Origin of the sequence: Pelagimonas phthalicica, assembly GCF_004364805.1 — a bacterium.
Classification (GTDB): Bacteria; Pseudomonadota; Alphaproteobacteria; order Rhodobacterales; family Rhodobacteraceae; genus Pelagimonas; species Pelagimonas phthalicica.
In genome coordinates this window covers 1-15,430 of the sequence record NZ_SOAP01000007.1, presented here as the reverse complement: position 1 = coordinate 15,430, position 15,430 = coordinate 1, and the positions used below count along the sequence as shown (strand labels likewise).

The following is a 15,430-nucleotide window of genomic DNA, read 5'->3' as shown; positions in this document are numbered from 1 at the left end:
CCTAAATGAGATCTCTACCTGCGCTCCTCCTGGCGCTTGCCATGCCCGTTGCCGCATCCGCCGAAGCCACGCCACAAGGCGGCCCGCTCGATATCCGCATCCGCACTGCCGTCTACAATGAAAACCAGGTCTACCGGATCGAAACTGACTTGCGGCATTCGACCACGATTCATTTCGGGGCCGGGGAGAGGTTCGAGGCGGTCATTGTCGGCGACACCGAGAGCTTCCAGGTCGATCCGATCCCCGAGCTCGGCAATGTTCTCACGATCAAACCGCATGTGGCCAATGCCTCGACCAACATGACGGTGATCACCAACCGCCGCACCTATTCCTTCCACCTGCGCGAGGGTTCGATCCCGAACCGCACTGGTATGTTCTTCGAGGTGCGCTTCCGCTACCCCGACGAGGAACGCCGCGCGGCGGGTGCCACCCAGCCCAAGGGCTATGAGGCTCCGCGGAACTACAACTACCGCGTCTCGGGCGAAGGTGATTTCCGCCCCAGCCATATCTACGACGACGGGCGCTACACGTATTTCGTCTTCCCGGAGAACAGTCGCCAGCCCGCCCTCTTCAAGGCCGATGACCAGGGTCGCGAGCGGACGGTCAACTGGACCCAGCAGGGCAACACGGTCCGGGTGCTCGGGGTGAACACCTACTGGACGCTGCGCATCGGCGACGAGGCGATCTGCGCCTGGCGCGACGAAAGCGCGATCTACGTGAGCAACTGACCATGGCCGATCAAACCCCTCCCGATCTGCAGGACCGCCTCGACCAGTTCAACCAGCGTGGAAAATCCGGACGCCGGGGCAACAGCCTCGGGGTCGGTGCGCTCGCCGCGGCCCTCGCCCTTGGCGGCGCCGGGGTCGCGTATTTCCTGGCCACTGGTCTGCAGGAAGGTGACAGCGCACTTGAGACCTCCGATGTCGAGACCTTCCAGGACCGCCGCCCCGGCACCGGCGGGCGGCTGGAATTTCCGCCTGACGAGACCGAGCAACGGGTCAACGACGCGCTGATCGCCGTCGAGGAAGCGCTCGAGGTGCCTGCGGCGCCAGCACCTGAGCCGAGCGCCGAAGTGTTGGCCGAGATCGCCAAGCTGCGCGAGGCGCTGGCCGCCAGCCAGGCCGCCCGCAACTCGGAAATCCAGTCCGCCGTCTCAGATCTTCGGGAAGCATTCGACGAGCAAAAGGCCGCGCTCGAAGCAACGCTCGCCGCAAAGGAAACCGAGCTGGCCAATCTGCAGCGCCAGACCGAGACCCGCATCGAAGGTTTGCAGGCCATGCTGGATGCCGAACGCGCGCAGCGCGAGGGGCTCGAGGCCGAGCTCGACCGCGAGGGTCTGATTGCCGATCAGCGCCTTCTCGAAGAACGCCGACGCCAGGAAGAGGAGCAGCGCCAGCGCGAGGCCGAACAGGTCGCCAAAGAGCTTCTGACCGCGCAAATCAAATCCCCCGCCGTGGTCTACGCTGACGGTCCCCGTGGTGGCCAAAGTGGCGCGGCGGTCGCCGATCCTGCTGCCGCTGGAACCGGGGGCCCGGTACTCTCGGGCAATGAGGCGTTCCTGCAAAGCGCGCGCCCACTCGAAGTGCAAGAAGCTGCCCGCCTCACCCATCCCGAACGCACGCTGACGCAAGGGTCCGTCATCCAGGCGGCGCTCCAGACCGCTATAAACAGCGACCTGCCGGGCTCCGTGGTCGCGGTCGTCTCCGAGCCGGTCCCGGCGTTTTCCGGGGACCGGATCCTGATCCCCCGGGGCTCCCGCCTTTTTGGCCAATACCGCTCCGGGATCGAAATGCACCAGAAGCGCATCCTGATCCTCTGGACCCGCGTCCTGACCCCGGACGGCACCTCGATGGAAATCGCCGCTGTGGGCGGCGACCAGCTTGGCCGCTCGGGCCTCACTGGTCTCGTCGACACCAAGTTTGCCGAGCGCTTCGGCGGGGCGGCGCTGATTTCCGTGATCGGGGCGGCGCCTGCCGTGGCGGCGGAGAGTGCCAACAACGAGACGACAAGCATTGTCCTGGGCGATGTCAGCAGCGACCTGCAGGACGCTGTCGGGTCGGTCATCGCCGATCAGGTCTCGATCGCGCCGACGATCTATGTCGATCAGGGCGCCTCGGTCACCGTGCTCGTGGACCGGGATGTGGTGATCTACGGGGGTTCCGGTTCACAATGAAAAAGAAGCATCAGGTTTCGCGTTCGAGCCGCAGGCGAGAGGCAGCGAAACCAGGTTCAATATTACCGGAATCACCGAATTGATGGATCAGGCCTCGCCAGCCTCATACCTCGAGCGTTATCTCGACCCGTTCCGCGATCTCCTGCGGCGTGACGACGTGGTCGAGATCGCGATCAACCCCGACGGCAAGGTCTGGCTCGAGGTCGCGGGGGATGCCAGCATGCGCCACGAAGGTCAGACCGTGGATCGGACCACAGCCCTCAACATGGCCCAGACCATCGTCGGCGATGCCAAGGCCCGCGTCTCTGAAAAGAACCCCCTCGTCTCCGGCAAGGTGGAATATGCGGGCCGCCCGCTTCGGGTCCAGGTCGCCGTGCCGCCCGCCATCGATCGCGGTGCCTCGATCACCATTCGCCTCTTCGCCTCTGGCAGCATTAGGGACTACGCCCCGGCTTATCTCTTCGGCAAGGCCGTCTCGCTCGACGCCCTCCGCGCGGAGAAGATGAAAAACATCGCCAGTCTAGCGGAGGAGAACCTTGAGGCCGCGCTGCAGACTCTGGTCGAGGCGCGGCTCAACGTCCTGATCAGCGGCGGCACCTCGACCGGGAAGACCACGTTCGCCCGCCACCTCCTGACCCATGTGAGCGAGCACGAGCGGCTGATCACCATCGAAGACGCTTTTGAGCTCTTCCCCGGCCAGCCCAACACCGTCGCCCTCCTTGCCGACCGCGGTGCCGGTTCGCAACGCAGCGCCAACGCTCTCCTTCAAGCCTCCCTCCGTATGCGACCTGACCGGATCATCGTCGGCGAGCTGCGCGGTGCCGAGGCCCTGACCTACCTCGAGGCCATCAACACCGGCCATGGCGGGTCGGTTTCCACCATCCACGCGGAAACCGCAGAACTCGCAATCGATCGACTGGCGATCATGGTGCTGCAGGCCGGCACACCACTGACCTTTGCCGAGGTTCGGGAATACATCCGGAAATCCATCGATGTGATCGTCCAGCTCGGGCGGGCCGAGGGGAAGCGGGGGATTACGGAGTTCTATCTGCCGGGGTCGAGAAAACTACCGACATAGACGGCGCGATGCAGCCGTTTGCAACGCTGAACTGAACTTCCGCAAGGCGAAGTGTAGCGTTCACGCCAAAAGGAGACAGCTGACGTATTATCAACGGGCAGCGGTGACACTCCGGACCTTGGGGCGTTGAAGGAGTATCGCACAATTTCTTTGACCGCAGCGCGAAGAAAAACCTAACTATTTGAATTACGTATGATACTCTCTATGCGAGCAGCAGCGGGGTCGGCACAACCACCCTAAAACGAAAGGAGGCGACCACTGACTCAAGTACTTCCAGAAGATTTGGTTAATATAGTTTCGGGCGATCCAGAAGAGTTGGGTGTTCATCTCCAGCTTGTTAAACGGGACGTGCTCTTGAAAGATTGCGTGGCCCGTCTCCACTGTCATTGCCTGACTGTGGATGGGAACGGACGCGTCAAGCCGGAGCGTCTTGCGGAATTTATGCGCAACTCAATTATCGATTATGCCGTCCCGAAATCGCGGTTGGATGATGCGCGGGCGCGGGACGCCAGATTCAAGTCCGGAAGCGCGGTTGCAGCCCTGCACCACGAGGCAATCGGCACTTTTACGGACCTTGCCAATACTGGCGAAGGCGGCGAGATGCTGCTCTTCCTACTCGCAGAGCGCTTTCTCAAGGTTCCTCAGGTGCTCTGTAAGATGGACCTTAAGACCGACTCTCACATGCACTATCATGGTGCGGACGGCGTCTATGCTTCCGTAAACGAAAACGGCCTTCTCAAACTTTTCTGGGGCGAGTCAAAGGTGTATGGCGACCCTACAGCGGCCATAAGAGATTGCCTTTCATCACTTGCCCCTTTCCTCGTGGAGACGGACCACGAAGGCGCTGATCGCGAGCGGGATCTCGTGCTCCTCAGCGACAAAGCCGATCTCAGTGATCCGGAACTTACGGCCGCATTCCGGAAATATTTCGACCGAACCTCACCGCTATCGAACAGGGTCGAATATTGCGGGATCGCGCTTATCGCCTTCGATGCGGATTTCTATCCGAAAGATGATGCAAAAGGCATCGGGGAGGACATCCTGAAGGCGGCGAATGACGAAATGGAAAAATGGGTGAAGAATGTAAAGAACAGACTATCGGTGGAGAAACTCGACAAATTCGACATTCAGTTTTTCTGTGTGCCAGTGCCTTCGGCGGATGGGTTTCGCGCATCGTTCCTTAAGGCGCTGGGTATTAAGAAATGAAAGATACCGAACTCTTTGATTGGCTGTCGGGTGAGGCGCTTCGTGATGATATTATCAGGTTGACTCAGATCACAGTGGCGACTGAGATAACAAATCTGGACGCAATCCATGAATCCGCTGACCCAAAGAAGAGCTTTGACTGGCAGCAGCTTCTTTTGGCCGGAAGCCTTTTGGCCAGATCAACCGAACGAACGCATCAGGAGGCGGCGCTGCGGATCGCAACCGCTGCCGTCACACTCGAAACTTCGCCGGAAGTGCGGGATGCGGGGGCTGTCCTCCTCGAAAAGCTGTCCAATCGCAGGTCCGTCGAGCTGGCAATACTGCGAAACCGGATCGCTCCCGATCTTGAGGGCAGACTGGGCGTGTCGATGCGCCTTGAAGCCAACAGAAGACGTTTCGAGGACTCGATACTCCTTGAATCGAGCGGAAAATGGATAGGCGTCAACGATTTTCAGAAAGAACTATGGGCGGGCGCCTCTTCCGGCGCCGGCTGGCTTTCAGCGTCCGCGCCAACCGCGTCCGGAAAAACTTACCTCGTTTTGCAGTGGCTGCTCGATCACGTTCGCACGAGCAAGACAAAGATCGCCGTTTACCTTGCCCCAACCCGGGCTTTGGTGAGTGAGATTGAACTCAGTCTGAAGGAGCTATGTCAGTCGGACACCGGCATCGAGATCACGTCGCTACCGCTGACGGAAGTTTATTTCTCATCTACGACGGGAGACAAGAAAGCCGTCTTCGTATTCACGCAGGAGCGTTTGCACCTGCTTGTCAATCTTCTCGGGGAGGACTTCAGTGTAGACCTTCTCATTGTTGATGAAGCGCACAAGATCGGAGACAATCAGCGTGGTGTAATACTGCAGGATGCAATCGAGCGGGTGTCTCGGCAGAACCCGATGATGAAGGTCGTGTTTGTAAGTCCTTCGACACAAAATCCCGGAGAACTGCTTGAGGATGCGCCGAACGATATGCCGAAAACGTCGGTCAATACCGATATGCCAACCGTTCTGCAGAACGTGATCCTAGCCGAGCAAGTGCCTCGGAAGCCCAAGGAGTGGTCGCTGGACCTTGTCTGGGGCGATTCACCCATACCACTGGGCACGCTTAAACTGTCAAACAAGCCTGCGGGCCTGAAAAAAAGGCTGGCGTTTATCGCAGCGGCGGCAGGCGGTCGCGGCGGCACACTGGTTTACTGCAACGGCGCGGCTGAAGCGGAGGACGTCGCGCTCCTTATCAGCCAGTTGGAAGGCTCGGAGAAGACAGATGATCAGGAATTGCTGGACCTGGCTGATCTGGCCCGCAAAGGGGTCCACCGTAATTATCAGCTCGCGCCGCTGGTCGAACGTGGTGTCGCTTTTCACTATGGAAACATGCCCTCTCTCATCCGCACCGAGGTTGAGAGGCTGTTCCGCGACGGCAAGATAAGATTTCTTGCCTGCACCTCGACGCTGATTGAAGGAGTAAATCTCTCTTGCAGGACCATCGTTGTGCGCGGTCCCCGGAAGGGCCGTGGGAACCCGATGGAGCCGCACGACTTCTGGAACCTCGCGGGACGGGCCGGTCGCTGGGGAAACGAATTCCAAGGCAATATTATCTGTATCGATCCAAAGGATGAAAAAGCATGGCCCGTCGGCGTGCCGAAGCGCTCACGCTACCCGATCAAGAGAGAAACTGACGTCGTTATATCTTCCACCGATGAACTGGCTGCGTATCTTGAGAACAGAAACATCGACTCTTTGGCCGATCTTGCGCAAGGCGAAGAATTCGAACAGGTCGGGGCTTACCTCCTCAATACATATATTCGTCTTGGTACGCTTTCCGATGCCGCATTTGCGAAACGGCATTCTCCAGATGCGCTCCGGAAACTCGATAGAAGCCTCGAAGGTATTTCGGCGCTGATCAATATTACGCAGGATGTTCTAGTAAGACATCCAGGCGTCAGCGCGGTGGGCCTGCAGCGTTTGCTGGAAGCTTTTCGAAAGTACGAAGGCAATATCGAAAATCTGCTGCTCGCGCCTTCGGAAAGCGTCGATGCGTACGACAGGTACGTCACCGTCATGCGACGGATTAACGCAAATTTGTATCCTGTCTTCCTGCCAGACAGTCTCATTCCCCTGCACGCGCTCGTGGTTGTCGAGTGGCTGAAAGGATTGTCTTTGGCTGCAATTATCAGGAAGCGTATAGAGTATCAGCAACGAAACAACAGATCGTTCAAGCTTCCAGTGCTCATTCGCGAAACGATGAGCATGGTGGAAGAGACAGCAAGATTCAAGGCACCGAAGTATATTTCCGCCTATATGGATGTCCTCCGCCTGTTCTTGACTGAAGCCGAGCGCGAGGACCTGATTGATGAAGACTTTGACATCGGGATAGCGCTTGAGTTTGGCGTCTCCAGCATCACGCTTCTCTCATTAATGGAACTAGGGCTTTCCCGCATGTCTGCGGTGGCCTTGTATGAGAAGATTGCGCGCGACGATCTGGACAAGGAAGGTTGCCTGGCCTGGATTAATCAGCATGGCCCGAATTTCGCCGGGATGGACCTGCCTAACCTTATCGTCAGGGAAACGCTGCAGGTATCGGGCCTTGATGATCCGGAAGCGGGCCACGAATTCAGCGAATAGAGTAGAGAGGAAGCGATTATGCCCGCAAAGCCAGTAGAGATCGGATCGCTCTCATTCGCGAGGAAAGGAGACGCAAACGACTTTTTTAGGGATATGCTGTACAAATATGAACTGGGTGACAAGGTAACCAATGAAGACGCCGAAATACTAACGCATCTCATGCATATGCATCCCGAAGCCGCCGAAAAGATCGGCCCGGGAATTGAAAGCTTCAGTGTAAGAACGGCGGATTACGGAACGCGCTGCTTCTGGGTCAACCGCGTCGATGGAACGACAGAAAAATTCTCCTTTCGAGCGTGTTACTGATCATCAACACAGAGCTGCCATCGGCTATCGCTCATTAATTGGCTCGTATTCGAGTTTATGCTCTTCCTGGTGTGCGGTGACCTGCCACTGGGCTCTGATCCAGCCATGACTGGTGCCCGGTTGGTCTTAAGCTGCCTACGGATTCTGGACCGCCGAAAGGTGGAGGATCCGGTTGCCGAAAACAAACGCGAAATACATGCTATGCGAAATCTTCTTCTCTAAAATTCAATCTTAGTTCTGCGCCACGGCTGCCCTATACCCTCGCTGCTTTTTGCTAGCATGGAGCTTCATGAGCGCCGTGACAGCCTTGCCCTCGTCATCATGAAATTCGATCATCATCTGCCCTCGAAACCCGATACGGCCCCATTCCCGCACGAGGCATGCGCCGCCAAACAGGTCTGGTTGAACACTCATTCTATAGAAGCGCCGCATGTTGATAGACAGGTCGACCCGCTTGAGATCGACTGTCGTCGGGAACACTTCCATTTGCTGCATCGTATCCAACATATTGGGCAATCCCTTCTCATGTGTCACAATATCAGGTAGACATATGTGTTTCCACTATGTTCTAATTTTTCCCGACTCGGGCGAAACATTTCCGCTGCACTCTCTCCTAGCTTGGCAGAACTGCTGCAGGTTTAGGATTTTGACTGTACTTCGTGTTCTTGAATAGGGCGACAAATGGTAAAGAACATCTGCATATTCTCGGACGGAACCGGCCAGATGGGTGGCGCCAGGCCAGACCAACGGCTGTCGAATGTTTACAAGATGTATCGAGCCATGCGTCCCGGCCCAGATTCACCAATTAGCCCTAAGGACCAAGTGGCTTTTTACGACCCGGGCTTGGGAACAGGAGAACGCGGTGGGTTTTTCGGTCGGATCAAGCCCATCCTGGAAAGCGCCGTCGGAACTGGCATCGACCACAACATAATCGATTGCTACGAGCAGATCATCGCCCATTACGAGCCCGGCGACCGTGTGTTGCTGTTTGGGTTCTCGCGCGGGGCCTACACAGTAAGAGCACTTGCAAACGTTATGAACCTCTGCGGTGTCCCGACGCAGATGCCAGATGGTTCGCCGGTCCCGCGTTACGGCCCCGGATTGCGCAAGATCGCCAAGGACGCTGTAAAATTCGTGTATAATCACGGTGCTGGAAAACCGCGCGGACAAGATCCTTACTTCAAGAACCGTGAAGAACTCGGCAAGCGATTTCGCAAGAAGTATTCGAGCTTTCCGCTCGTAGGCGAAGAAAATCAGGGAAACGTTCAGCCAACATTCATCGGGGTCTTCGACACGGTGGCATCACTGCGAACGGCAGTTGTCCGCACCTTGGTCTGGGGCGTCACGTTCGGGGTCGGGGCGGCTTTGGCCGCAGGCGTTGCACTCGGATGGTCTTGGCTTTTGGTTGTTCCGCTTGGCGTACTTCTAGTCGCGCTTCTTTGGCAGCTAGGTTCCCTGTTGCTCGACAACTTCAAGTATTTCTCGGACGATCCCGAGCGCAAACTGAAGCTCTGGCGCCCAACCGATTGGCCGCAGATTCTCAAGACGGGTCATTTCGCGGCTTGGAACAAGCGCAACTACGACAAGTGGCTGGATCCCGATGTCCAACACGCCCGTCACGCCATGGCGATCGACGAAGACCGTGCTGACTTTCCAAGGGTTGGATGGGCATCGAAGGCGGCCGCGATTGAGACCAAAGATCGAGAGCCGAAGTGGTTGAAGCAGGTCTGGTTCCCGGGCTGTCATAGCGACATCGGTGGAAGCTATCCTGAGGCAGAGTCCCGCCTGAGCGATATCGCCCTCGATTGGATGGTCGACGAATTGAAAGACTGCGTGCCGTCGATCCAGATCAACGAGAACGTCTTGAACCGCGCCCCTGACCCTCTGGGTTTGCAGCACCGCGAAGACGCGATGGTAGCATTTGGCCCCCTCCGCATCCGCTGGAAGAAGGGAATTCGCGCAGTTGGCGACGACTTCCCGCTCCATCCTTCAGTCGAAGAGCGCATGCGAGCCAAGGCCGTCGCCCAGTGTGGCGAGGTCAAACCCTACCGACCTGCCCAATTGAAAGAGCGACGCGACTTGAAATTCTACTACGACGAATAGGGGACTAGTCGACGGCGCTCACCCTCCCAACAATTCCTCGATGAAGTCCTCCTGCCGGTCGAGCGCCGCCTTCCAATCCTTCGGCACGGCGGCTTCCCTTTCGAGCGTCTCGGGCTCGGGCTGCCCGCGTCCGGCCTCAATCGGCATCACGCTCATCGCGCGCGCTTCGCGCCGCTGCGATCGATCCCGGACAGGCGCACGTTCGGCTAGTTTCGCCTGGTCGTCTGCGCCGACCTCAAAGTCACCGCCCCAGGGCCCCACGCCCTGCACACTCGGCGGATAGGGGAACGGCTTGCCGTCCTGGCGGGCCAGCATGTCCTTGAAGAACGGATCGTCGTAATACTTGATCCGGCTAGCCTTGATAGGGTGCTGGGGCGAAGCGAGGATTATGACCTCGTCGGGATCCATGAGGCGCGCTTCCGTCTCGGAAAGTAGCGGCCGCTCTTCCAGACGCGCCGAGGTCGAGGTCGCGCCAAGGAAGCCCTTGTTGCGACCGTACATCCGGGTCACCGCCTCGCGGGTGGTGCTGCCGACCGCGGCGGAGACCTCTTTCACCGTGCGCTGGTCCCGCGGGGTGATGTAGAGCTTCAGCCCTGCCCCGTTCTCGAGACTTTCACGGCCCTCGGGCCCGTAAATCCGATCAAGCGAAGCCAGCGACTGCGCGATCATCGCGACGCGGCCGCCATAGCTTGCCAGCGAATGGATCGCCCGCTCGAGATAGGGCATCGCCCCCATCTGCTGGAATTCGTCGATCATCATCATGACCGGCCAGGGCTCGTCCGGACCGGGCTCGTTCAGCCGGATCGAGGCGATGAGATCGGCGAACATCAGGCGCAAGAGCGGCGCCAGCGTCGCGATGTGATCCTCGGACACCGCGATGTAAAGCGACTGAGGGGTCTTCCGGAAGGTCGAGAAATCGAAGTCGCTCGCCTCGGTGGCCGAGCGCACCGCCGGGTTGTCCCATTGCTTGAGACCGGCCGTCATCAGCGCCTGAATGTTCGAGGTCAGCAGCCGCGACGAGGCTGAGGCCGCATTGGTCCAGAGCTCGCGCAGGATGTCTTCCTCGGCCTCGTCGGCATAGGTCTTGTACTGGGCGTTCTTGTATTCGCCCCCGGCGACGATCTTGTTCACCTCGCCGAGGTTCGGCGTGCCGCGTTGGATCGCCAGCAGACAGGCCGCAACGAAGATCGACTTGCCGGCCTCGGAAAAGGTGTCGAGCGTCTTGTTGTCCTTGTCGAGGAAGAGGTCTGCCAGGATCGAGACCTCGGTGAAGCGCTGCGCGAATGTCGGGGCCTTGGCAATCCGCGCAAGCGGGTTGTACCGATGCGTGGCATTGGCCCAATCAAACGGGCTGAACCGATAGACCTCGTCGCCGTTGAGCGCCCGGAGCCGCGCGGTCTTCTCGAAGTTCTCGCCCTTCACGTCCAGCACCACAACCGAGCCCGCAAAGCTCAGAAGATTCGGGATCACGAAGCCAACCCCCTTACCGGCCCGGGTCGGCGCGACCATCATCACATGCGGGATGGTGGTCGAGGAGATGAACTCAGCTTTGGACGTCGGGGCTCCGAGCTTGCCACAGACAAAGCCCTTGCCAGGCGCTTGAAGCATGTCGTTCTTCTTCAGCTCCGCCTTGGTCTGCCAGTGGGCCGAGCCATAGTCGTCCCGCTCCTTCTTCCAGGTCCAGGCAAGCGCCAGGGCGCCGAGGCCAATCGCCCCGAAGCCTACGGCGCCAAACCCCACCTTGAACGCTTCGGGATGCGCCGCTCGGGTGCCCGCGCTGGCTTTCCAGAGCGCCAGCATGTCAAAACTACCAAACCCGGTTTTCAGGGCCAGGGTCAGGTAGAAGGCGGCGACGATGGTGCCGATGACGGCGCCGCAGATCACCCCGAAGAGGAGCGCGGCCCAAAGGGGGAGTGTCTTGGTCATGGTTGTCATCTCCCCCTTAGAATTCCATCTCGTCATCGAGACCACGATCTAGTGTTTTGTTTCGGGCAAGTTCACGCCCCATTTCCTGCGCCTCTTGCTGGCCGCGCATCCGCGCCACCTCCGTCGCCTTGTCCTGCTGCAACCCGGCGGCGCGGTCGGTGAAGACTTGGTCGCCGGTCTCCTCAAACGTCATCTCGAGGAATTCCTGCGTGACGGTGATCTGGTCGAGCTTGCTCGGAAGGGCCGCGTCCAGCACCTCGTAGTTGCCGCGGCGAAGTGCAGCCAAACCCTCCTCACCCAACTCCTTGAAGAGCTCGGATTGCAGGGTCCGCTCAACCACCTCTTCCTGTTCCTCGGTGAGCTTGCCGTCCCGAAGCATGTCGGCCAGGTCCTGCAGGTAGGGATTGGGCGTCCGGTCGTCTTCGTCGATGAGGGGCAGTGTCGCCTCCTCTTCGTCCGCGAGGGTTCGGCCGATCTCGACGCCCAGTTCCTTCGCCCGCTCCATCAGTGCGTCCATCACGCCGTCGACCTTTTCGAGCGCGGCATCGAGCTGGTCGTCACTCGCGGTCTCCACGCTGAGACCGTCCTTGGCCAGCACCGCGTTCATGTCGCGCTCGACCCAGTCTTGCGCCATGCCGTAGTTGCGCGTGCCGCCGGCAGTGATCCGGGCTACCAGCTCCTCGCTGTCCATGCCCACCTCCTCGGCGCGCTCGAGCACGTAGCGCAGCCCCTCGTCATTGCCGGATTGCAGCGCCGCAATCAGCACTTCGCTGCCCGCCCCCGGCGGATAGGGTTCTTCGAGCTGCTTTCCAAACCGTGCGCGCAGCTCCGGGTCAGGCACCATCTGCGAGAGGTCCGCGATGATCGGCGCGGCCTTGGCCTCGAAGGCGGCGCGCTCGGCCGGGTCCAATTCCTCGGCCTTGAGCCTCAGCGCCTCGATCGTGCGCTCGGAATAGTCGATCGCATCACCGACGGTCTTGATGTCCTTCATGTCTATCTCTCCTTCGGTGAAGTTCCAGGGCGTGCCGGAGCCGAGACCGTCTGCCATGCCGCGCACGGCGCGCGCCATGTGACGCTGGTCCATCCGGTCCAGCAGGTCGGCGAGGTACTTGTAGTCCTTGGCGAAGCCCACCACCTGCGCCTGCGCCATGGCGGATTCCTGGGCCGTCATGACGATCTCGCGCGGAAGGCGGGCCTCTTCCTTGGCGCGGTAGATCTCCTCAATCCCGGCGGGCTTCTCGAAAATGCCGCGCTCGAGCCGGGTGGTGGCGTCGAGCGTCACGCCGTAGCCTTCAGCGATCTCGGCCTGCTTCTCGCGCATCAGCTGCGGCGACATCACGCCCTCGGCCCAGCAAGAGAACCAGGTGCCGTTTTCGACGCCGCGATTGTTCAGGATGATATGGGCATGCTTGTGCGCCCGGTCGTCATGGACCGCGAGGACATAGTCCCACTGATCGCCATATTCCCCGCTCTCGAAGAAATGCTCCGTCCAGTCCATGGCGATGTCGCACACCTGATCGACCGTCACGTCGGTCGGGAACGAGAGCAGCATGTGCGAGGTGAACCCGAGCTTGGTCGAGCCGCGCCAGGTCCCGGCCCAATCCTCGATGATGTCTTCTTTCTGCTCCTCAGAAAGCACCGCCGCATCGGTCAGCGCGTTGGTCATCGTCGAATAGGTGTATACCGCCTTGTCGTTGATGTAGGAAATCTGCGCCCCGAGGCTACACCTCGTCTTGCAGCCTCCTGCCCGGATCCGTTTGAACACCGCAGCCCGGCTCTGCCCTGAAGCCACTTTCAGCGCGTTGCGCGCCGACATGGATCCGACGCGCGAGAAACTTCGCCCCTGCCGACGCCCCGCCAGCCGCGCGTCGATCCGCGCCGCGGCCTGACCCCGGATACGCTCATCCTCCCAGAGCCGGCCCATGACCGAGGCATAGAGGGCGAGCGGATCAGCCATTCCTGACGAGCCTCAAACCTGTCACGGTCTCGCGCGGGGTGCCCTCCAGAACCGCGCCATCCGCCCCCTGCCCTTCTTCCCTTTGCGGCCACTCCTGATGACGCAGCGCTTGCGCCGCATCCTTCATCCGGCCCATCTCACGGCTCATCGACTGCGCAAGATCGAGCAGTTCGATCAGCACTGCGCGATCCGCCGCCGAGACCTCCAGCCGACCGCGATGGACCGCCTTGGCGAGCACCATGCCAGCGTCGCTCACATCCTTCGCCTGTCGCCATGCGGCGCAAAATTCGGCGACCAGATCACGGGGCACATCGAGGAAACCGCACCGTCCGCGCAGCACCGCATTGAGCGCCTGTGACCGGTTGGAAAAACCCCGTTCGCGCCACTCGGCATCGAACGCTGCAAGCTCAGACTGACTAGCCCGGAAAGCCACTGTCTCGCTCGGATCGCGCGCTGCGATCCCCTCGCCCGCCTCCTCTTTCGCGAGCCGGTTCACGTGGCGCGGAGAGATACCGAACGCCGCCGCCAGCTCCTTCGCGCTCTCGCCCGCCGTGAAGCGCCGCGCCACTTCGATGCGCTCTTCAAGCTTCAGGTTTTTCGCTGGCCTCGGCACTAGGGCGTTCTCCCGCTGCCAGAAAAAGATTGCATGCGCAGACGCGCGCGAGGCAGCGATTGCTCGCAATCGCTTTCGCGTGCGGCGGAGCATTCAGCTTTGCGGGAAACGCCCATGACAGACCCCTCGGACAAAATGTGCAAACATTGGCCATATCCTGCCAACGTCTTCCTTCTCTCCTTTGCTTATACTTCAATACATCACATTGCGCAATATAACGTTTTGCATGCTGTGTCTTTTTGCTGGCAATAGGGTGCAGTCAAGACTGCTCCGCAGCGCGACATGGAACGCCGCCGTCCTCATCGATGCGCGGCAATCTGGTCGAATTAATCTGCCTAAACTTGCGCTGGAGCAGCACGCGATGTCAGGCAAACCGAGCGCCCGAGCCGGTAACGGATCGGGCGCGAAGAACACGAAAACGGCCCGCGCGAGATAGCGCGGGTCCCACCATTCGAGGGCGTCACGAAGCTTCTGAGAGACGGTGTCAAACCCCTGCGGATCAGTAGACCCGCAGGGGTGTCTGGGTCAGTGACCCAGTCCCTGAGAGCGCAGGTCGTCGTAGCGGCTGCGGGCGATCAGCGCCTCGGTCTCGAGGCTGTCGAGTGTCTCGGGATGGGCGTCTTCATCAAACGCGGCGAGGTAGGCATCAAAGGCCATGTCGGCTTGCAGTTCGGCGAGGTCGATGGATTGTTCGAGTGTCATGGTGTGATCCTTTCCGTTGATCGTCGTTGGACGGATCGTGGAAAAGACCGGGGGCATGAGAGCGGGCTGCACCCGGCACGGGGCGGAATGAAATGGAGCACGCCGGGGGCAGGTTTGTTGTGAGCGGTGCACCGCAGCGCTCAAGGCGCAGCCGTCCAGAAACCTGCCCCCAGCGTTGCCGGCCGCTCGACCCCGGGCTAGCGATCTGAGAGGCCAACAGGTCGACGGAAAGGCGCGCGACGGTGGCCCTGACGTGAGACGTCGCCCCCCGGACGCATGACGTTGATCTGCGGTTTACACCCTCGCGGCAAAGGGTGAGTTCGGCACCCTGGCAGCCTCGCCAACACGACCCAAGCGCGGGTTGCTCGACTGAGAGAAGGGGTGCGCTTACCTCGCACAGTGGGCTCCCATTTTTCCCCTGCTGACTTTCGGCTCACCCTCGGGTTCGCGCGATCCACTCTGTCCCTCAACAGAACGATCAAAGCTGCTTCTGCGATCGATCCAGTCAGACTATCCGCCTCGGTGTCAGCGTCCGAAATATGCCGCATCCTTCTGACACGGGTTTCGGACCCGAACCGCTGCCATTCCTCATAACGAGAAATAGCCAGACCGCCGGAGCGGTCTGGCCCTTGGCTTAGGCGGCGTCTTTCGGGCCCCAGGGGATGACGGCCTGCAGGGACAGATCGTCCTGGTTCGCGGCCTTGCCGAGGTTGGCGTTGAAGCCGTGGTCGCGGATGGTCAGCGTGTA

12 protein-coding genes are annotated in these 15,430 nt (G+C 60.1%); 7 read left to right on the top strand and 5 right to left on the bottom strand.

The features are described 5' to 3' along the window. The first annotated feature begins 5 nt into the window (after positions 1-5). From CLV87_RS22885 to CLV87_RS22860, 6 genes are all read left to right on the top strand, one after another. Complete coding sequence (locus CLV87_RS22885) at positions 6-728, top strand: TrbG/VirB9 family P-type conjugative transfer protein (RefSeq protein ID WP_133840894.1); 723 nt, start codon at positions 6-8, stop codon at positions 726-728. 2 nt (positions 729-730) lie between these two features. After that, positions 731-2,173, top strand: coding sequence for a TrbI/VirB10 family protein (locus tag CLV87_RS22880; protein WP_133840893.1), 1,443 nt, complete (start codon positions 731-733; stop codon positions 2,171-2,173). A gap of 82 nt (positions 2,174-2,255) precedes the next feature. After that, entirely contained in the window at positions 2,256-3,251 is a 996-nt protein-coding gene (gene virB11 / locus CLV87_RS22875; RefSeq protein WP_007120616.1) for a P-type DNA transfer ATPase VirB11, read from the top strand. A gap of 348 nt (positions 3,252-3,599) precedes the next feature. Beyond that, positions 3,600-4,457 (top strand): HamA C-terminal domain-containing protein, encoded by an 858-nt coding sequence (locus CLV87_RS22870; protein ID WP_235859527.1) that lies wholly within the window; start codon positions 3,600-3,602, stop codon positions 4,455-4,457. Then, positions 4,454-7,075, top strand: coding sequence for a DEAD/DEAH box helicase (locus tag CLV87_RS22865; RefSeq protein WP_084353841.1), 2,622 nt, complete (start codon positions 4,454-4,456; stop codon positions 7,073-7,075). Before CLV87_RS22870 ends, CLV87_RS22865 begins: the two co-directional genes overlap by 4 nt. Before the next feature lie 18 nt (positions 7,076-7,093). After that, a complete protein-coding gene (locus tag CLV87_RS22860) occupies positions 7,094-7,381 on the top strand; it encodes a DCL family protein (RefSeq protein ID WP_007120620.1) in 288 nt (95 codons plus the stop codon). 231 nt (positions 7,382-7,612) lie between these two features. On the opposite strand, the gene CLV87_RS22855 is transcribed toward CLV87_RS22860, so the two are convergent. Beyond that, a complete protein-coding gene (locus CLV87_RS22855) occupies positions 7,613-7,888 on the bottom strand; it encodes a WGR domain-containing protein (protein WP_007120621.1) in 276 nt (91 codons plus the stop codon). A gap of 174 nt (positions 7,889-8,062) precedes the next feature. Here CLV87_RS22855 and CLV87_RS22850 point away from each other — a divergent pair, with 174 nt between their 5' ends. Next, entirely contained in the window at positions 8,063-9,484 is a 1,422-nt protein-coding gene (locus CLV87_RS22850) for a phospholipase effector Tle1 domain-containing protein (protein ID WP_040701697.1), read from the top strand. Positions 9,485-9,502: 18 nt separating this feature from the next. On the opposite strand, the gene CLV87_RS22845 is transcribed toward CLV87_RS22850, so the two are convergent. From CLV87_RS22845 to CLV87_RS24000, 4 genes are all read right to left on the bottom strand, one after another. Next, a complete protein-coding gene (locus CLV87_RS22845; protein WP_084353827.1) occupies positions 9,503-11,410 on the bottom strand; it encodes a type IV secretory system conjugative DNA transfer family protein in 1,908 nt (635 codons plus the stop codon). 16 nt (positions 11,411-11,426) lie between these two features. Then, a complete protein-coding gene (locus CLV87_RS22840) occupies positions 11,427-13,367 on the bottom strand; it encodes a relaxase/mobilization nuclease domain-containing protein (RefSeq protein WP_084353828.1) in 1,941 nt (646 codons plus the stop codon). Further along, on the bottom strand, positions 13,360-14,073 hold the full coding sequence (locus tag CLV87_RS22835) for a helix-turn-helix domain-containing protein (RefSeq protein WP_232272178.1): 714 nt from the start codon (positions 14,071-14,073) through the stop codon (positions 13,360-13,362). Before CLV87_RS22835 ends, CLV87_RS22840 begins: the two co-directional genes overlap by 8 nt. Positions 14,074-14,505: 432 nt before the next feature. After that, a complete protein-coding gene (locus tag CLV87_RS24000) occupies positions 14,506-14,682 on the bottom strand; it encodes a hypothetical protein (protein ID WP_165198475.1) in 177 nt (58 codons plus the stop codon). Between the last annotated feature and the right edge of the window lie 748 nt (positions 14,683-15,430).